At 53.6% G+C, this 19758-nt stretch carries 16 protein-coding genes and 1 tRNA gene; 11 read left to right on the forward strand and 6 right to left on the reverse strand.

Annotated features, from left to right (window positions below; genetic code table 11):
* Positions 1-48 precede the first annotated feature (48 nt).
* The 8 genes from ACR0NN_RS22825 to ACR0NN_RS22860 all read left to right on the forward strand — a co-directional run bounded on the left by ACR0NN_RS22825 (position 49) and on the right by ACR0NN_RS22860 (position 8553).
* Positions 49-1068, forward strand: a complete 1020-nt coding sequence (locus tag ACR0NN_RS22825; protein ID WP_170721687.1) for a TRAP transporter substrate-binding protein — start codon at positions 49-51, stop codon at positions 1066-1068.
* 55 nt (positions 1069-1123) lie between these two features.
* Entirely contained in the window at positions 1124-1630 is a 507-nt protein-coding gene (locus tag ACR0NN_RS22830) for a TRAP transporter small permease subunit (protein ID WP_170721685.1), read from the forward strand.
* Positions 1627-2979: a TRAP transporter large permease gene (locus ACR0NN_RS22835; RefSeq protein ID WP_170721683.1), complete on the forward strand. Its 1353-nt coding sequence runs from the start codon at positions 1627-1629 to the stop codon at positions 2977-2979. The genes ACR0NN_RS22830 and ACR0NN_RS22835 overlap by 4 nt, the downstream gene beginning before the upstream one ends.
* A 28-nt stretch (positions 2980-3007) precedes the next feature.
* A complete protein-coding gene (gene paaZ / locus ACR0NN_RS22840) occupies positions 3008-5032 on the forward strand; it encodes a phenylacetic acid degradation bifunctional protein PaaZ (protein ID WP_170721681.1) in 2025 nt (674 codons plus the stop codon).
* 43 nt (positions 5033-5075) lie between these two features.
* Positions 5076-5879, forward strand: coding sequence for a PaaX family transcriptional regulator C-terminal domain-containing protein (locus ACR0NN_RS22845; RefSeq protein WP_170721679.1), 804 nt, complete (start codon positions 5076-5078; stop codon positions 5877-5879).
* Between the two features lie 71 nt (positions 5880-5950).
* Positions 5951-7423: a flavin-containing monooxygenase gene (locus ACR0NN_RS22850; protein ID WP_170721677.1), complete on the forward strand. Its 1473-nt coding sequence runs from the start codon at positions 5951-5953 to the stop codon at positions 7421-7423.
* Positions 7423-8394: an alpha/beta fold hydrolase gene (locus ACR0NN_RS22855; protein WP_170721675.1), complete on the forward strand. Its 972-nt coding sequence runs from the start codon at positions 7423-7425 to the stop codon at positions 8392-8394. The genes ACR0NN_RS22850 and ACR0NN_RS22855 overlap by 1 nt, the downstream gene beginning before the upstream one ends.
* Before the next feature lie 82 nt (positions 8395-8476).
* Positions 8477-8553 (forward strand) — tRNA-Met (locus ACR0NN_RS22860).
* Positions 8554-8693: 140 nt separating this feature from the next.
* On the opposite strand, the gene ACR0NN_RS22865 is transcribed toward ACR0NN_RS22860, so the two are convergent.
* The 3 genes from ACR0NN_RS22865 to ACR0NN_RS22875 are packed head-to-tail and all read right to left on the reverse strand — an operon-like array spanning position 8694 to position 11866.
* Entirely contained in the window at positions 8694-9335 is a 642-nt protein-coding gene (locus tag ACR0NN_RS22865) for a hypothetical protein (RefSeq protein ID WP_170721674.1), read from the reverse strand.
* 54 nt (positions 9336-9389) lie between these two features.
* Positions 9390-10898 (reverse strand): hypothetical protein, encoded by a 1509-nt coding sequence (locus ACR0NN_RS22870; protein WP_480685614.1) that lies wholly within the window; start codon positions 10896-10898, stop codon positions 9390-9392.
* Positions 10895-11866: a hypothetical protein gene (locus tag ACR0NN_RS22875; protein ID WP_170721658.1), complete on the reverse strand. Its 972-nt coding sequence runs from the start codon at positions 11864-11866 to the stop codon at positions 10895-10897. The genes ACR0NN_RS22870 and ACR0NN_RS22875 overlap by 4 nt, the downstream gene beginning before the upstream one ends.
* 332 nt (positions 11867-12198) lie before the next feature.
* Between ACR0NN_RS22875 and ACR0NN_RS22880 the strand changes: the two genes are divergently transcribed.
* Both ACR0NN_RS22880 and ACR0NN_RS22885 read left to right on the forward strand, forming a co-directional pair.
* Positions 12199-15768: a M10 family metallopeptidase C-terminal domain-containing protein gene (locus tag ACR0NN_RS22880; protein WP_170721656.1), complete on the forward strand. Its 3570-nt coding sequence runs from the start codon at positions 12199-12201 to the stop codon at positions 15766-15768.
* A 228-nt stretch (positions 15769-15996) separates the two neighbouring features.
* Positions 15997-16740, forward strand: coding sequence for a hypothetical protein (locus ACR0NN_RS22885; RefSeq protein ID WP_170721654.1), 744 nt, complete (start codon positions 15997-15999; stop codon positions 16738-16740).
* Positions 16741-16819: 79 nt separating this feature from the next.
* Here the strand turns inward: ACR0NN_RS22885 and ACR0NN_RS22890 are convergent, their stop codons facing one another.
* Both ACR0NN_RS22890 and ACR0NN_RS22895 read right to left on the reverse strand, forming a co-directional pair.
* Positions 16820-17149, reverse strand: a complete 330-nt coding sequence (locus ACR0NN_RS22890; RefSeq protein WP_170721651.1) for a hypothetical protein — start codon at positions 17147-17149, stop codon at positions 16820-16822.
* Entirely contained in the window at positions 17149-17841 is a 693-nt protein-coding gene (locus tag ACR0NN_RS22895) for an SOS response-associated peptidase (protein WP_170721649.1), read from the reverse strand. Before ACR0NN_RS22895 ends, ACR0NN_RS22890 begins: the two co-directional genes overlap by 1 nt.
* Positions 17842-17924: 83 nt before the next feature.
* Here ACR0NN_RS22895 and ACR0NN_RS22900 point away from each other — a divergent pair, with 83 nt between their 5' ends.
* Positions 17925-18461, forward strand: a complete 537-nt coding sequence (locus ACR0NN_RS22900; protein ID WP_170721636.1) for a bacteriocin fulvocin C-related protein — start codon at positions 17925-17927, stop codon at positions 18459-18461.
* A gap of 737 nt (positions 18462-19198) precedes the next feature.
* Here ACR0NN_RS22900 and ACR0NN_RS22905 read toward each other — a convergent pair.
* Positions 19199-19435, reverse strand: coding sequence for a hypothetical protein (locus tag ACR0NN_RS22905; protein WP_170721588.1), 237 nt, complete (start codon positions 19433-19435; stop codon positions 19199-19201).
* Positions 19436-19758 lie beyond the last annotated feature (323 nt).

The raw sequence follows: 19758 nt of genomic DNA on the forward strand, positions 1-19758 counted from the left end.
GAACCAATACCAAACTAACGACTTGCGTTTTGAGGAGGAGACCCGGTCATGAAATTCACCAAGCTCACAACACTGTTGGCTTCTGCAACCTTGGCAGTGTCCGGCACTATTGCCTTTGCCGCAGACTACACACTGACGATTTCCAGCTGGGCACCGCCCACCCATGGCATCAACGCAAAGATGTGGCCCAAATTCGTCGAAATGGTGGAAGAGGCGACTGATGGGCAGGTCACGGCAGAGCTAAAGCTGGGCATCGCCCCGCCTCCCGCACAGATGGACCTGATCATGGATGGCGCTGCCGATGCCTCGATCATTTTCCACGGATACCAGCCTGGCCGTTTTGTCACCACCAAGCTGATCGAACTGCCCGGTTATGAAGGATCGGCCGAGGAAGCCTCGGTTGCTTATTGGCGCGCCTATGACGCGCATCTGAAGGCGGCGGATGAGCATCGTGGCGTCAAAGTGATCGCCCTGCACACGCATGGCCCGGCGCAGTTGCATTCCAGTGCTCCGGTCACGTCTCTCGACGAGGTTGCTGGCCTGAAAGTCCGCATCCCCGGCGGCGTTGGCGGTGACGTTGGCGCGGCGCTGGGCGCGACCGGCATTCAGGTGCCCGCGCCGAAGGTCTACGAAACACTGGCATCAAAAGCCGCTGACGGTGTCGTCATGCCGCTGGAATCGCGCAAGGGTTTCAAGCTGACCGAAGTTGCACAGAACGTTTATGAGATGCCCGGCGGCCTTTATCGTGGGTCTTTTGCCTTCATCATGAACGAAGATACGTTTGCCGATCTGCCGCCAGAGCTGCAGACAGCGCTGGAAGAAAACGTGTTCGGCGAACCGCTGAGCCGCGAAATCGGCAAGATTTGGGATGAGATCGATGCCACCGGACGTGAGGCAACCGAAGCGGCGGAAGGCAATGCCATCAACGCCGCCACCGATGCCGATCTGGAGAAATTCTCAGCCATCGCCGAAGATATTCGTGGCAAAGTTATTGCCGAGGTTGATGCGGCGGGCGTTGACGCTCAGGCGGCTTATGACATGATCAAATCGGAAATGTCCTCGAACTAATCCGACTGCAGGGCGGCCAATTGCGCCGCCCTGATTTACCCTTCATGAGTTTCCCATGACCCCGATAATCCAGCTTGTGCGCCGTGCCAGCGCCCTTCCCGTGATCGTGGCCTGCATTGCCCTGTTCATCCTAATGGTAATGACATTCTGTGACGTCATCCTGCGCTCGGTCTTCAATGCGCCGATCGAGGCCGCCACTGAGCTGACGCGCATTTTGATGGCCATTTTGGTGTTCTCGGTTCTGCCGATCGTCTCCACCACTAACGGCCATATTGCGGTTGACCTGACAGATGGTTTTTTTAACCGTCTTCACCTGTCACGTGCGCGCGATGTAGTGATTTACGTCGTCAGCGGCATCATGCTGTTCTGGCCGGTTCAGCGCGTCTGGGTTCTGTCCGAGCGGGCACGGGACTATGGGGACGTGACCGAGTATCTCTCAATCCCCACTTACCTGATTGGCTGGTTCATCACGCTATCGGTCGCCATCACAGCATTGGTGATGATCGCCACCGGGCTGTTAAAGGCCTTCGCCCCCAATACTCTGTCGGAGCCTATGCAATGACCGCAGCGCTGATCGGATTTGCGATTGTCTTGATCCTGGTGCTGGTGCGCCTGCCCATCGTCTTTGCCATGGGTCTCGTTGGGACATTGGGTTTCGCTTATGAGCGCGGCGGCTCGATCTTTGACGAGCGTGGGTTGAAGGCTGCTATGTCCATGGTTGGTCGTCAGATTACCGATACCGCGCAGGATTATGGCTTGTCGGTTGTTCCACTGTTTATTCTGATGGGCCTGTTCGTGAACAAAGGCGGTATGGCACGCGAGCTTTATGCGGTGTCCAATGCCTTTCTGGGCCACATGCGCGGAGGCATCGCCATGGCGACGGTTGCGGCTTGCGGTGGATTTTCGGCCATCTGCGGATCGTCGCTGGCCACGGCGGCCACGATGTCCAAGGTCGCGATGCCGCAGATGCGGCGCTTCGGCTATTCCGATGAACTCTCGACGGCCTCGATTGCAGCAGGCGGAACACTGGGCATTTTGATCCCACCCTCGGTCATTCTGGTCATTTACGGGCTGCTGACCGAAACCTCGATCGGCAAGCTGTTCATGGCTGGGATCATCCCGGGTATCCTGGGTATCCTGTTCTACCTTTTCGCCGTGCGCTGGACCGTCTGGCGCAACCCCAAGGCTGGGCCTGCAGGGGAACGCGCCACCTGGTCGGAACGTATCCGTGCGCTGGGCTCGGTCTGGGCCGTGCTGCTGCTGTTCTTTCTGGTGATCGGCGGGTTGTACGGAGCCTTTGACTTTGAGCCCCTGAACCTGACCTTCTCACCCACCGAGGCCGCAGGAATGGGAGCCGCCGGAGCGTTCCTGATCGCTCTGTTTCGCGGGGGCCTGACGGTAGGATCGACCTTCGAGGTGCTGAAAGAGACCTGCTTTACCGCGTCTGCCTTGTTCGCGGTGCTGATCGGCGCGCAGATATTTTCGAACTTCATCAATCTGGCCGGCTTGCCCGAGGCCCTGATTGCAATGGTCACAGCCTATGATGTGGCACCGTTTGTCGTGATCCTGATGATCCTTGGCATCTACATCATTCTGGGCTGCGTCTTCGAATCCCTCTCAATGCTGTTGTTGACTGTTCCGATCTTCTTCCCCCTGGTCACGTCGCTGGGCTATGACCCGATCTGGTTCGGCATTGTAGTTGTGGTTGTCACCGAGATCTCACTGATCACTCCACCCGTGGGCCTGAACGTCTTCATCCTGAAAGGCGTGGTGGGCGACGTCTCGACCGGCACTATTTTCCGAGGCGTAACCCCCTTCTGGGTCGCCGACATCTTCCGCCTGGCGCTGATCGTGCTGGTCCCCATCGTGGTTCTGTATCTGCCCCAGCAAATGGGCGCATTGGGGCACTAAGCCCCGCCTTATCAAACAGGAGAACACCATGTCCCTGCATCAGATTTCCAGCTTTGCCGCTGGCACTTGGGTTGCGCCCGGAGAAGGCGCACGCACCATCGCTTCCGCCGTCACCGGCGCACCGTTTGCCACTGCCGGAAACGCGGCACTCGATGTGCTGGCGATGCTTGACTATGCGCGCAACACTGGCGGACCCGCCCTGCGTAAGCTGACGTTTCATGACCGCGCTCGGATGCTCAAGGCGCTGGCGCAAGAGCTTTCGGCAGATAAACAGGCGCTTTATGACCTGAGTTTTGAGACCGGGGCGACGCAGAAAGATCACCTGATCGATATTGACGGGGGTATCGGCACGATGTTCGTCTTTGCCTCAAAAGGTAGGCGCGAGATGCCGGATGCGCAGGTTTATCTCGATGGCGATGTCGAGCAACTTTCGCGTAATGGAACGTTTTTGGGGCAACATATCTGCACGTCTCTGCAAGGCGTTGCGGTTCATATCAACGCCTTTAACTTCCCGGTCTGGGGGATGTTGGAAAAGCTGGCACCGACTCTGTTGGCGGGCGTCCCCGCCATCGTGAAACCGGCGACCAACAGTTGCTACGTCACCGAACTAGCCGTTCGGATCATGCTGGACAGTGGCATATTGCCCGCTGGTGCGCTGCAGCTTGTTTCGGGTGGTTTGGGCGATATGCTGGACCACTTGGGCTGTCAGGATGTGGTCAGCTTTACCGGCTCTGCCAGCACTGCGCTTAAACTGCGACAGACACCTGCGATCTTGCGAAACTCGGTCCGGTTCGTGGCAGAACAGGACAGTCTGAACGCCTCGATCCTTGGGCCAGACGCCGTGCCGGGCACACCCGAGTTTGATCTGTTCATCAATGAAGTCACCCGCGAGATGACCACCAAGGCGGGCCAGAAATGCACCGCCATCCGACGCATCATTGCGCCCGAGGGGCAAGTGGACGAAGTGATCGCCGCGCTCTCAGAGAGGTTGTCAAAGATCACCATCGGCGATCCACGGGCCGAGGCCACGCGTATGGGGGCGCTGGTCTCGAATGGACAGAAGGCTGATGTGCTGGAGAAGGCTGCGCTGATTGGGCAAGAGGCTGAGCGCGTCTTCGGTAACCCCGATGCGTTCGACTTACATGGCCCCGAAACCGGCGCTTTTGTTCCTCCGATGCTTTTTCACTGCGCCGATCCCGATCGGGCACAGCGCGTCCATGACACCGAAGCGTTTGGCCCGGTCTCGACCCTTATGGGGTATCGCGATCTGGATCATGCGATTGCGCTGGCCAATCGGGGGCAGGGGTCTCTGGTCACGTCTTTGGTCACGCATGACACCAGCGTGGCGTGCGACGTCGTGATGGGGGCTGCCGCCTATAACGGGCGGATATACATCAACGATCGAGACTCGATGGCGGAATCGACAGGTCATGGCTCGCCATTGCCGCACATGGTGCATGGCGGGCCGGGACGCGCGGGCGGTAGTGAGGAAATGGGCGGCGTACGTGGCGTGAAACACTATATGCAGCGTACGGCCATTCAGGGCTCGCCGCGAATGCTCAGTAGCATGGGTACTAGGTGGGTGCCCGGAGCGCCCGAAATCCACGGGCCAGCGCACCCCTTTACCCGTAGATTCGGTGAGTTGCAGATCGGAGAGACGCTTCATACTGCCTCGCGAACCATCGCGCTGGACGACATTGAACATTTTGCGAATTTCACCGGAGACACGTTCTACGCCCATATGGACGAGAACGCGGCGGCGCGGAATCCTTTCTTCCCCGGTCGGGTCGCGCATGGCTATCTGTTGCTCAGCTTCGCAGCGGGGCTGTTCGTCGAACCAAATGAGGGGCCCGTGCTGGCCAATACGGGGCTGGACGGCCTGCGTTTCATGAAGCCGGTCGTCGCAGGTGATAGCATCAAGGTGCGTTTGACGGTTAAACAGAAGACCCCACGCAACGACGAATATGGCGAAGTTCGCTGGCATGTCTCTTTGACCAATCAGGATGATGAGCCGGTCGCAGAGTACGAACTTCTGACCATGAACGCGTACTGATTACCTGTTTTTACTATTGGGCTTAGTGGGTTAAACTGGTCTCATGACCAATCAAAGCTCGTGGTTCGAAACGGCTGTTGCCGAACTAACCGACCCGCAAGACCAGCGGGTGTGGTCGATCATCGTCTCGCTGTTTGGTGACATGGCGCAAGAGCCCGGTGCGCAGATCTCGGGCGGCGTACTGACTCGGATCATCGAGCCGATGGGCATCAAACCCGAAGCGATCCGGGTCGCGTTGCACCGACTGCGCAAAGATGGCTGGATCGAGAGCGACCGGATTGGCCGTGTCTCGCGCCATGTCCTCTCTGAATTTGGTAGGACGCAATCAGCCGCCGTCACGCCGCGCATTTATGCGCGTGGTCCGACACCCGTTGAGCAATGGCATCTTCTGATCGCAGAAGACGGGTCGGGCACGCAGGTACTTGAGGATGTGATGCTCAGCGATGATTACATCCCCATTGGGCGCAACGTTGCCATGGGAGCGGGGCCTGTTCCGGTTGAGGCCGACGGGTTGCTGGCGTTGGATATATCTCCGCACTCAGCGCCGAAATGGCTGCAAGATCGGTTATGCCTGCCCGAATTGCGCAGCTCATGTCAGGCTCTTCTGGGCGCAGTAGAACGCGCTGCCAAGTCACGCCCTGAAAAGTGGACGCCAACACCCCTGCAGAGCGCGACTTTGCGAACTCTGCTCGTGCATCGCTGGCGACGTGTTGTGCTGCGGCAGCCGGATTTGCCCCCGGCATTCTACCCCGAGGATTGGGCCGGCCCTGCGTGCCGTGATCGTGTGTTCGAATTGCTTGATCTGCTGCCACGCCCTGCAGCCGACGTGCTTAGCGGAAGCGGTTGACCACGGGGCAATCTGTTCAAACCGCACGGATACCCCATATGATCCATTCATCGCGCTAGTGGGAGGCTGCGATGGCAACGTATACCGATATGCTGATCGTAGGAGCTGGGTTCTCGGGCCTGACCATGGCGCTTGAGGCCCGCAAGCGTGGCTTTTCGGACATTACGATTCTGGAAAAGGCAGGCGATATTGGCGGGACGTGGCGCGAAAATACCTATCCCGGTGTGGCCTGTGATGTTCCTTCGCATCTCTATTCAATGGCAACCCATCCTAACCCGCACTGGAGCCGCGCTTATGCAGGTGGGGCTGAGATTCAATCCTATCTGCAACGCATCGCACGAGAAGAAGGGTTGTATGCGCTTTGCCGCTTTCACCAGGAACTCAAATCCGCGCATTGGGAGGGTGACAGGTGGCAGGTCGAGACCCAGGATGGCCACCGTTGGTCAGCACGATTTCTTGTGTCGGCCATCGGGGCGCTGCATGTCCCGCGCATACCTAAGATCTCTGGCGCCAGTAGTTTTCCCGGCTCCAGTTTTCATTCGGCAGAATGGAACCATGACGTTTCCCTGACCGGTAAAAGGGTCTCTGTTATTGGAACCGGAGCCTCAGCGGTTCAATTCGTCCCCGAGATCGCTAAAACTGCGGCGCGCGTTACGATTTTTCAGCGCAGTGCCCCATACGTTCTGCCGCGCCCGGACGGCCCGATTGCGCCTTGGGTGCGCCGCTTGTATCAGCGCCTGCCGCTGCTGCCGCGCATCCGGCGCCAACTGATCTATATGCTGTTCGAGTTTCGCCACCGCGTATTCCGGGGTGAGCCTCGGGCTGTCGATTTCGCCATGAAAACGTGGCGACAGGCTTTGGATGATGCGATCAGTGATCCAAAGCTAAAAGCGGCGCTGACACCCGATTACAAAATCGGCTGCAAACGTATCCTAAGTTCAAACGATTGGTATCCGGCGTTGGCACGTGACAACGTCGATGTGATGCCGCATGCCGTTTCCTCAATCGCAGGGAACCGACTTACAGCAGGTAACGGAGATGAGTTTGAAGCCGATGTTCTGATCTGGGGCACCGGGTTTCATGTAACCGATGTGGTCGACAATCTCGATATTACCGGGGCTGATGGCCTGACACTGAAACAGGCTTGGTCCGATGGGATGCAGGCGAATCTTGGTACTGCGGTCGCCGGATTTCCAAATTTCTTCATCCTTTTGGGCCCGCATACAGGGCTGGGGCATAATTCAGTGGTGCTCATGATCGAGGCACAGGTTGCCCATATCGGCCGTGTTCTAACCGAGATGCAGGAGAACGGCCTGAGCGCCATTACTCCGAACGCAGATAGGCAGGCAGCATTCACGCAAGAGATGCAGGATCGTCACCTTGAAAACGTTTGGCAGTCCGGCGGCTGTACTTCGTGGTATCAGGACGCCAACGGGCGCAACACGACATTGTGGCCGGGTACGGTTAGCGAGTTCAGAAAACGCATGGCGCAATCGGGGCTCGAGCAATACCATCCCCTTAGCAAAGCAACCGGAGATCCGTGATGTCGATCCTGCTAACGATAGTCCTGCTACTGGCGGGTATCCTGTTGGGCATGCACCTTTGGACCCGCCATCTGACCAAGCAAGGCACCCAGTTGGTACCGCAATTGGGCAAGTGCATACCTGTGCACGGTGGCAGCATCCACTATGTCGAAAAGGGCGATCCGGCCAACCAGACCATTGTCATGATCCATGGTCTTTCAGGCCAACTACAGCATTACACTTATGCGTTGATGGATGAGCTTGCACAGGATTATCACGTTCTTGCGGTGGACCGTCCGGGTTGTGGCTATTCCACTCGCGATAATGCTGCGCTTGCCTTGCTGCCCGAGCAGGGACGTATGGTCCACGAGTTTCTGGAGGCGAAGAATGTCGACCAAGCCGTGCTGGTCGGTCATTCTTTGGGTGGCGCCGTGTCTTTGGCGATGGCGCTGGATTATCCGGATAGCACGACCGCGCTCGCGCTGCTGGCTCCGCTGACGCAGGAAATGCCCACACCGCCTGCTGTCTTCAAACCGCTTGAAATCCGCACCGAGTGGTTGCGCAACTTTATCGGAAATACCATCGCTGTCCCGATGGCGCGCAAAACAGCACCCCTTGTTCTAAAAGACGTTTTCGCGCCTGAACCTGCTCCGGCGGACTTTCTGGACCGGGCAGGCGGAGCCCTGGGCCTTCGCCCCTCGGCCTTCATTACCGCTTCGCAGGATGTGATCGGGGCCGAGGCCAGCATGGGAAATCTAACCTCTCGCTATGACGAACTGCATGTGCCCGGAGGTATCCTGTATGGCGCAGGAGACCCGATCCTGTCGGCCAAAACACATGGCGCAGCAATGACAAAGTTTGGTCTGACGTATGAAGAGATGGAGAACCGAGGCCATATGATCCTGATCACTGAACCCGATGTCTGCGCGCGTTTCATACGTCAGATTGTTGAGGAGGCATGCGCCAAGAAGGCCACACAAAAGCCCGAGTGAAAGATCACGCAAAGAATCTGTGCTGGTGAACATTTCCCTCTTGACCCTCCCCAGCCCCTCGCTTAAATCGCCTCTCACTCGTGGCGGAGTAGCTCAGTTGGTTAGAGCAGCGGAATCATAATCCGCGTGTCGGGGGTTCAAGTCCCTCCTCCGCTACCATTAAAATCAATTACTTGCATGAATATTGGCGCTGCCTCAACTCCCCGTTCTGGTTTCTGGGGGACATATGGGGGACAAACGCTTTGATTTTGAGTCAAATCAAACCTCAGGAAGTCTTCCCCGATTCTCGCCCGCCTCACTCAACCAAACGACAGATTGTCGAAGGTAAAGTGGAACGGGGTTACATCGACACGAATGACTAGCTTGACGGACTTGTCGTCTGGGTAGGCTTGTGGCGTGAGGAGCATCTGCGTCTCAACATTGAGTCTGGTTAAAAGCTCATCGTCTTCCATAAGAACATAAAACGGGTCCTCGTCCTGCATTGGATACATGTCGTCTGAGATTTGATTAGCATCCGGCAATCTAAGGGCATCAACTAGCGTTTTGATGCGATTATCAATGTCGCCGTGATTGGTGACTGAACCCGGTGGATCTCGTCTGAGAAAAAGAATGTCCAGAGTGCAATTCAGGAACCAGTGCTTCCGCGCCAGCGGAGTAAATCTAAATCCCGCCAACTTGTGGGCTTCAGGAACTAATTTGCTCATATGGTGAAGCTCACCACCTGCTGCAATCATAGGTGTTGAACTAGGTGGGCGATGGTTTTCTTTATCAAAATCACCCTGCGTTGTTTGCCACTCGTTCAAAAACTTGTTTGTTTGCCAATGCCTTTTTAGTTGCGGGTGAAACTGCTTGCGAATGTCATGTAGCAACTCATTGCCCTTCTTTCCTCGCTTGTTCTGTAGAGATGGCAAGTTGCCTTCGTAAGTTAAAATAAGCTTCATAAAACCGCCGAGCTCCTAAGAATACACCAGATGTACGGTTTTCCCAAAATGCCATCAATGGACAACAATTCCGCCTTCGTCGGTCACATGGACGTAGAATTGCCCTGATACGGTCGATAAATTGGCAAGCCCGTTTGGTCCCTTCTGGATTATCGGGAAGCCCAGTGCCTTCGAAACGAAATTGACCTGGATCGTCAGATTGCCGGTGATGTAGTCAGGCTGTGCGGGCAGGCTCAGGACCGAGAAATCCCCGTTGTATTGGAAATCAAGCGTGGCCTCAGACTGCGGGCCCGACACTGGATCGCGCAGTGTGCCAACGCCCTCATAGGTGATGCGCAGGTCGTTTTGCCCGCCAATCATATCGCCGTTCCACATGGCCGAAGCCGTACCGCCAGGACGATAGGAAACGGGGTTGTGCGCGTATTCCTCCCAGAATGATGGGGTGGTCATGTTTGTAAGCGGACAGCGCCATAATCCATGTGCTGTGGGGTAGTCTGTGTGCGTGATAATGTTGGCTGGGCTCGTTGCATCAGGTAAAGATTCCGGGTTTGTTCCCCAATCAATATCAGCGCCAGCACCACAAGTGCCGAGTAGATAGGCGTATCCATCAAACACCCGCACACCCGTGCCAACAGCACAGTAGGCGTTCCAATCCCCATCGTCACCGAAGTCGGCGATTGCGGTCTCATCGACCCAAGTCCAGTTGCCGCCGCTTGGGCCAGTGCTGCGGGCATAGATAAATGCCTCTGCCGGATTGGTTGGAGTTTGGGTGGTGACCATGTGCCATGTATGCGACCCGTCATTGTGCCGGAATAGCGACGGCTGCCCATATTCATAGGGACGCCCACCGCTGCCAAGAAACGGGCCGTAATAAGTCCATGCCACGCCGCCATCATCGGAATAGAACGCGTACCGGAATGACTGCTGGACATACTTGAACGTCAGAGAATTGCCGTTCTGGTCGGTAAGGAACTCAATCTCACCATTCGTTGAACCGCTGCCTTCATTGTTCAACTGATAATCGATGCCCTGAACAAGCTCGGTAGAACCATTAAATACGCAGACCTGTTCGCGCCAAGCAATCGTGTAGCCGATATCATACGTGCCGCCGATTGCGGTTCCGGTAAACGCAGCATCCCACTGCGGATAGTCGGCGCGGTCGAGGTTAATTTCCTTGGCCTTGAATGTGATCCACAGGCGGTCAAAACCGTTCGTGGTCACATCGGTATCGATAAACAGTTCAATCCCGGTTGTAGGGGCTGGATAGTTGCCATACGGCGTGGGCATGTCCGTTGCCTGAAAGGCTGGGGCGTCTTTATGCAGGATTTCCCACGAATTGGAGTCAGCAAGGTCTGAGGACTTTTCGGCGCGCAGAATGGAAACCCCGTAGGTCGTCCCTGAACCCTCACCCCTTACGGCGCACAGAATGTCATTGCCGTATTCAACCCATGTTGATCCAAGGACGCTGTTTGTCATCCACCAGTCATCGAACTTATCAACGCCGGTTGTGATGCGCTGGTCTCTGATCCAGGGGGATGTTTTTACATAGTCAAAGCGGATCATTCGCCCGTTGCCTCCCATGTCACAAAGGTATTCACGGTGGGTGTGATCCAGTCGTTTGTTCCACTGTCCCACTGCCAGATGTAAATCGTGAAACCCTTGGCCTTGTCGGTCTGTAAAACCGTGTGGCAGATGAAAATATCGCTACCGACGCGGTGAGGCGTCAAAACCGGGTTTGACCAAATGTCCAAGGGGAAGGGCTCGGCGTAATCGACGTCATAGGTTGCGTTGCCGAGAGGGATTTCGATGCGTCCGCCCTTTTTGATGACCGTCCGCCCGTCTGGCTGTGGCAGCTTCAGCGACCATTCCTCAGCCGTCCCGGTCGTGAGGCCAAATCCCAACAACCCAAGCGCTTTGTCAGCTTTGATTGGTATCGGAGCGGCCTTAGTATCTGCCGGGTTCGCAACAAATGTTTCCTGAGGCAGTTCAGGAAGGTGATCCAGCTTAACGGCGTGGGGCGTGTCCGAGATAGCCTGAGACGTGAGCGTTTCCGTAGGGTTCGGAACGCGGTTCAGCTTTACGCCGCCTGCAGTGATTGTGTCATAGTCCGTCGCGTCTGACGCTGCGACCTCGTATGCCGTGCCCTCTTTGTCAGTGCGGACAATGTCGCCTTCTACTACAGCGTTGCCGGTTGTGTAGGACAGGCTTGTATTTGCCAGCAGGTCAGGAACCGATGGGATCGGCAATAAGCCCGCTTCACCCTGGACAACGTTATCGGCCTCCTGAAGCGTGACACCACCCGCCGTCTTGATGACGTACTTATAGCTGCCTTGTGCTGCGTAGACCTGCGGAAACACGCCCGACGCATCGCTCACAATCGGCTGCGTGTGGGGTGTCGTCAGGTCTTCGTCGGAATAGGTGATTGCTGCAGTCGTACTGCCCGCCAGATAGACGTATAGCAGGCCCCCGGATACCGGGTTGCCATTGCTGTCCAGTGCGCGTGGCACGGCTTCAAATGTGGACCTGCTCATTGCTTGCCTCAAGCGAATATTCTTAAAGAATAGGTATCATATTACCCCAAACAAAGCAAGAACAAGGCGGGAACAAACGGGCAAATTTTGACCAAGGTGTGAATTGTGCTAGGCAATAAGAATTAATTTGTAAGTGAAATGTGGTTTTAGGCTTTCAACGAGACGCCACTAGCCCTTCTATCGAAGTAGGTTTGTGTAAACCGCATTTGATGTTCCGAGCCTACTAATCTTCAACCTTATGTCGGCACGGATAACTTCAGTGGGTGCGGGTGTTTACTATGTCAAGTTGGTACAGAATTGAGTTTTCTTTCGAAGTTCAACAGCACACATATTTGGGCGATGACTCTTCTCCCAGCGTTTGGCAAGTTTTAACGCCACCTAGTGATGTGCCGTTACTGCTGGATGGCCAAGAAGTATTTGTCCCACTTTGGAACATGAGCCGGTCTGTTGCCGTTGATGGTGAATCCGCCAATGAAGGTTTGGTAGTGCAAGAATACCTGTACTCATTCGAGGAAACAAACCGAGCTTTAGTCTTCGATGAGGCGCATTCAAAGTTCATAAATTCGATTTCGTTTTCAAGCACGACGGTAAGGGCCGAAGTAACGCAGGTTTCTGATGCCGCGATTTTTTCACCCGATATTGAAGCGAGCTTTGGTTCAGTTAGACAATCGGCAGAGTACCAAGGCGAAGTCTACGAACGTTTAGGGCTAAGCTCAGAGGAATATCCCTCGCTCGGTTTGGTCGGTGCACAAAGAAATGGGCAACTAACTCTCCTTGGTCCGAGTGAACCTGGTTTGCCACCTCAAAATGATGTTCAGCAGGTTGTTACAGTTCCGGACTATATCTGGGTTCTACAAGACAATGAATATGTTCCAGGCGAACCTTATTCCGGATTTCCAGAAATCTTCAGGGATCCAGACCCAACAGGTAATACGATAAATTTCCCCGAAATAGCCAACTCAAACGGTACTGTTTTGTGGCCGTCTTTGGGTGTGGGCAGGCCCGAATGGCGTTTTTCAGGTCCCGGAAACGACACCGTGACTTTGCCCACCCTGGAAGATATTTCCCAAATAAGAAACGTGTACTATGCCCCTGGCTTACTGGATTTCCTTCGATACGAAGTTCTTGGTCACGAGGCATACTTCGCAGGCGATGGAGATGATCGAATTGATGCCTCCAGCGCTGAAGAAATACCTTGGTATCTGTATGGCGAAAAAGGTAACGACACCCTAATCGGGAGTTCAGCTAATGATGCGCTTTTTCTTGGAAGCGGTGAAAACACGCTTACGGGGGGGGCAGGTGAGGACTTATTCAAAGGCGTATCAAAAGACTTTGACATTAATGAGACAATTGGCTTCGACGTACTCGGTCATGATGCCGTTACGGATTTTGAACGTGGCATCGACAAAATCGATGTTTCGGATTGGGATGCAGTTCGCAGTACCTTCTCAGAAAATGAAGAATTTTCGGCGAAGGGAGACTCTCCTCTCACTGGTGTAGCTGGTCAAGTGGCATGGCAATACTTGGAGAATGAAACGCTTGTTGAATTTGATACAACTGGTAACGGTGAAGCCAATCATACAATAGTTCTTGAAGGTATCACTGAGCTCAGCGTTGATGATTTCATAGGCGTTAATGAAGTTCCTGAGATTTCCATAAGTATATCGGATACGACTGCTCAGGAAAGTGACAGCGAACTCAAAATCCCCATAAAACTAAGTGACCCGCTAACGGACGGGAGATTGGTACTTGAATTCTATCAAGTCTACGACGGGACAATGCCGTTTATGACCGGGAGTGTAACGGGCGGCGATATCGGAGAATGGGCCTTGCCTGGACTATTGGTTTCGGGCGAAAGGAACCGGGATTATGCTTACAAAAGGGTTGAGATATTAGAAGGCAACGATGAAGCTGAATTTGTCGTTCCCATAATACAAGACACATTGGTTGAAACAGACACAACACTGTACTTCGGTGTTCGTGTCATAGACGAAGAAACGACAACCTCTGATGAGGTTCAGTTGCAGCTGGAATCCTTTGAATTTATTAAAGCCACAATTGAGGATGGCGATGGCTCTCGAAGGGAAGAAAGAACATCGGTTGACACCAGCTCTTTGACTGGCGTCGACGCGAGTGCCATAGACTTATTGAAGGCCGACATTAAAGCTGCTGCTGCAAGAGTATACGAAAAGTTACCCGCTCTTGGTGGTTTGAGTATTGAGATTAAACCCGATACGCTAAAACTAAATCCGGATGTGGTTGGGGGTACTTTCGCTAGAGCCGAACCCAGTATTAGTCAAGGAACGGTAGCAATCAGCTTCCAAAAGTTCGAAACTGGCGAAATCGACACGACAGAAATTCATGTCCCGCGCCCACTCTATGAAAAACTGACCGATAATGACGAAAGTGGTCCGGACCTTACAATTTTTCTTCATCCGGGCTTCATTGAGCGATGGTATAATGGCGCTGGCGGCGCATACTCCCCCTCCGAATTGGCAAATGCACAATCTCCTGACGTCGAATCTCTAATTGCCCATGAAATTTTGCACGGCCTTGGTGTCGGGGCAGGGATGGAACCGTTTTCGACACTTTTCTATCAAGGACAAAATAAATTCGGTCAATATGTTATTGAACTCGACGAACCTGTCGCTCCTAAAGGTTCAAATGAAATGATTGCCACAGTGGAATTTTTGCGGCCGTACTTCAACCATATAACTCCAAGTTCAATTACAATTATGGATGACGATTTTACGCCAAATCAAGAAATTACAAGAGTTGATGTCGCGTTACTTGAGACGCTTGGATATGGCCCAAAAAAACCAAAATGGCTTCCCAATGACTCTAAAACCATTGAAGCCACTGAAGACAAAGAGGCGCATGTCCTAGATGACGCGAGCGGGGGGCAATTTGTCAAAGGTGACTTGAACGAGCTGGATGGTGATACGGTCATAGACTTTGATTTGAGTGATACTCTAATCGTAGCTGGCACGAGACTTTCCGATGAAAACCTGACGGTGTCCTTAGGGTCCGCAATCCTTGATATCGACCAGGATCTAAATGGAAGCATCGACGCAACAATCGTGCTAGAGGGAGATTTCTCAGGATTTGCGTTCAAGGTGGAAGTGGTTGGCGACGACAGTTACATCACGACAAGCATTGAGGAACCTGACGAAATCCTTGGGACTAGCGGACCCGACATTCTCATCGGAAATAACGAAGACGAGTCCTTTTCGAGTTTCGGGGGCAACGATTTAGTCCGAAGCAAAGCGGGAAAAGACTCAGTTTATTCAGGATCGGGAAATGACACAGTTTTCGCAGGTACAGGCAACGACACGATAGGTGCGGGTGCTGGAAACGACGATGTTCGCGCTGGGAATGGCAATGATGTCGTTTGGGCTGGGACAGGGCGAGACACTGTGTTCGGCGGTGCAGGCAACGACCGAATTTATGCTGGAGGTAATGACGACGTTGTTTATGCCGGTGGCGGGAGGGATACCGTCGGCGGCGGCTCAGGTGATGACGCGCTTTGGACGGGCGCAGGAAACGACCGTGCAGATGGTTACGCAGGTAACGACACACTGTTGGGATTTGCTGGAAATGATGACCTGCGCGGTGGCGACGGAGCGGACCTTATAGACGGTGGTACGGGCAACGATACCCTGCGTGGTGGGGCTGGAGCAGATACTTTCGTGTACGCAGAAGGCGCGGACATAGTGATTGGCTTCGGGCCGCGAGATTTCATAGACCTCAGTGGCGTGGCGTCGATAGTCGATTTTGCTGATTTAAAGGCCAACCATCTATCCGGTGCAGCGAATGCGCTGATTGTCGATGGATCTGGCAACTCTATGCAACTGAATGGTGTAAGTTCGAATTCGCTGCAAGAGTCCGACTTCATTTTCTAGTGGAGCACTTCACCACCGTTACCTGAGCATCTGACTCAGTGTCCGTATCGAGTCGCGTAGGAAGCAATTTACCACCCGTTAACCAACTTTTGGGCATGGTCCAAGGATCGGTTAGGCCCTTGACGGTGCTGGATATATTGCGGACCTTAATCATTATTGAAAACATCGGCGGTACGGCTTTTGCCAAGCAGGTCGGGTAAAACTGTTTTGAATTAATGAGGTTTGAAAATGGGTGATATGGCACCTGGAGGGCTAAGCCGATTGGAAAAAATTGTCTTTTATCTGCTGCTTGCGATATCCGCAGGTGCATCGGGCGCTTCATGGTTTTATTCCGACTTCCGAGGCAGTGGCTTCGAAGAGTCTAGGTTGAAAATCGAACAAGACCTCCTGGAGCTTCAAAGGGAAAGTCAAAGACAAACTACGACACTGAATGAAATCGAATTGGTCCTCGGCAACCAAGAGCGTGAGAACAACACAATTGATCAAAGACTTAGGCTCATCGAATTGATTCAGAGCGCCAGACCAGCCGTTGAAACTTTCACGGTCTCAGCCGATAGTTCAGCTTCATATGCCTCCATTAGCTACTGCTTCAGGAATTTTTCGAAGTTCTCTTCGATTGTGACCTTCGAAAGCATTGAGTTTAGGGGAATCGGCCCGCTCGGTGAAGACACAGGCGCGATTGAACCTTACCTACTGCTTGATGATGTTGGCGTAGGTGAAGTACCGCCCAGTTTGTCCGCGACTAACCTGCTGGCCTTTCGTTTGAAGGATTTTGACCGCGGAAGCAAAAACTACAAAGCCACCGCAGTATTCAAGTTTCAAACCCCTGAGTTTATAAAGATTCAATTGAAAACTCTCGGTAATGATTTGGGAGTTGAAATCCACGACTCCATGTTCGAGTTCACGCAAAGACAGGTGTATACGTTCTTTAATGGCTACTTCGATACCCAGACTTACAAAAACTGTGAGTGAATGACGGTAAATTTGATACCACTATTATGGTGGAGTGACCCGATTAAATTCTAATCAAAGAACGCCAGTTGAGCTCTAATTACCAAAAGCTATCGGGAGCAATCAGCTTGAACGACCCTTCGCCGCAGAGCTCCGCCTCACCTTGCGCAAGTTTCAGACCGAACGCCTCAATGAACGGCGCAATAAGCTGTTCGTCCAGCAGGTAGAATGAAGTGGCATCCCGTGCGGTGCGTGAGAGCACGTTGTCCGCGTTCCAGCCCCAGCGGCCACGACCGGCATTGACATCGAGCCACGCGTGCATCTCACTGAGCTTATAGCCAAACCCTTCTTCAGGAACTTGAACGCGCACTCTAATCGGGAAGTACTTATCGTCTGCTGCTTTCTTCGGGGATCTGCTGCGCGTGGCCATCACACCTCGATGACGTCAATCAACTCTGGCCCGTCATCGTCGCGGCCAATTGGTGCGACTTTGTACCAGCGCATCCGTCCATCCCATTCCGTGCCCAATTTCTGCGCTTCGTCGTTGTCAATCTCGCCTGTCATCCACGGCACTAAGTTCTCGTTGGTTAGAATAACCGGCGACCTTGCATGGATGTGTTCGATTTGATGCAAAGCAGGCCGTGTCAGAATTGTGCAAGTGTTCAGACCTGATGAGAGGCGCGAGTAAAGGCCCGCGAAGTACATGCAGGGGTCATTGGTATCTGTCTTGATAACCCAAGGCTGCTTAGCCCCCTTTGGACCTGTCCATTCATAGTAGAAACTGGCCGGGATAATGCACCTGCTGCTCTTCCAGGCGACCCGGAACGAACCCAATTTATGTGCCGTCTCAATCTTCGCGTTGAAGGTGGTCGGTTTCCACTGCTTCACGTCCTCCTTAAACCAGTGCGGGACAAGCCACCAGCGGGCCGTAGAGCTTATAAGTCGGTCGCCATGGATATAAGCCATATCCAACATCTGAGTGGGCTTCACGTTCCAGCTCATGGACAGGTCTTGAGCGTTTGGGTCGCGCTCAGTTGGGACTGGAACGCCGTTCACGATCCAGTTCTGCAGGGCATAAAGCTCCGCCCATGTCATTTCAGGTCTGCCGAGTCGTCCGCACATTCAGCAAGCTTAGCAAAACAGGGGGAACGTTTGGGGAACTTTTTCAAGTGTGATATGCATCAGTATCAGACTGGAGGAACACTATGCATAGACCTTCTTCGCCTATCACCTCTTTTCGTACAGGGCTATCAGCACTTAGCCTAACTGAGCAAAAGGCTATTTTCGATTGCCTGCCTGCAGCTATCCAATTCAGCCTGTGGCAAGACCGACTGCTTGAGGGGGCATCCGAATTATCGGATAGTTCGCAATGTAAGTTGCTGCGAGAACTGAGTGATACCCTTTCGCCCGAAAGCTATTCTGACCAAGAAAGGAACCAGACGGCCATCGCGCACATTGATGGTATGTCAGAGCTCATAGAAAAAATATTCCCGGATCACTCCGTTTTCCAAAAATACACACAAAGACTGGGTGACAACGCGTGCGACACCACAACAATTGAGCAAGAAGAGGACGCGCTGCCCACCTGTACCTGCTCGTCATCAAGATCCTGCATGTGGCGACACAACGATTGTGGTGCAATTCAAGAATGCCTGGCGGGCGGATGTAATCCTACCGTACGAGGTTGCGGCATTCTCTGGCTGCAAGCTTGCGATGGATTGTGCACTGGTAACTGGTGTTAAGGCTTCATGGTTCACAGCGCAGGGACAATGCGGTTCTCTGCCGCATCAGAAAAGCGACTTCGAGCGCGCCAGATGGCGACGGCTGGGCCCGCCGTAACCCCCCATATATAGCGGGCTGAATATGATGGACTTTCAGTATTATACTGCGCTGGTCTGCCGGTTCGGGAGTAGTGGAAGTAACCACCGTCTCACGAATAATTCAGAGTGAAGGTGGTGAGGGGCTGGATGAGGGGGTCTTGGCCAGCCCCTCTTTTTTTGAGGGGGTACACGGAGTGGTAGTGTTATTCCGTTGGGCCCAATCTACTTTGTTAGTGCCTTGTCCGAAATTGGGGGATTCCCGTAATACTCCAAAATAGGGTGAAACACTTTGTTTCCCAGTTGAGAACGGTAAGTTTCACAATGAATCGTGGACACAATTTTGCCACAAATGCGATTATCTCACAGTGGGTGGCACGGCTGTATTTTAGCACGTACTGGTTTTACGACCTTTAAAAGAGGGGGTCATGAGTGAGGCGTGTCACCCCGTATCAAACATCCACAACTGGCGAAATACGCGGTTTTTGCGGTCAGACACGCGCGAATCTTCCACTTCGGGGTCTCAATTGCTTCATGTCGCGAGTTTAGAGATAAAGCGCGGCGCGTCGCGAAGGGATTAGCGATTTCAATGAGGGGGTACGAGTTCGGCGCGTCGCACCACACCCAGCGGTTACGCCAGCATCCTTGACTCTGTTGGGTCGCTATATCCGAATGTGCCGTTCTACTTGACGCTGGCTTGAGTCTTCGCCCGCATCGCAATTGGATTGCTTTTCCCGAATTGCCTCACACGCTGCTTCCATTGCCAAAATCGCGTGTTCAACCGCTAACGCGACTTCGGGATTGGCCTGAATCCAAGGGTGGTCGCCGACATTCGATTTGAAGCATTCTGTAAGGATGTTCGCCGGGTACAATGCACCTTCAGCCAATTGGTCACTCATACCTAATCTCCTGAATGAAATGGGTTCAGGTCATTTGGTGTATCGCTGCGATTTGAGATTGCGAATTTCTGCCAAATGCATTCGCGAGGATGCCAATACCTGATAGCTTGAGGCCACGAAAAACCGAAGGTTACCGTAGATGGAAATATGCCAAGCTGGGTTCGCCACTAGTCGACCTCGGAACCTTGTAATAGACACCATCATAGGCAATGCGGCCACTCCAGGACACGGAGACATCGAATTGAGAACACTTGCGCTGATTGCGTTCCTGTTGCCCGCACCGCTCGTAGCAGATCCTTTAGCAACGGACGAAATCAATACAC

The organism is Ruegeria sp. BA2, from assembly GCF_056539605.1.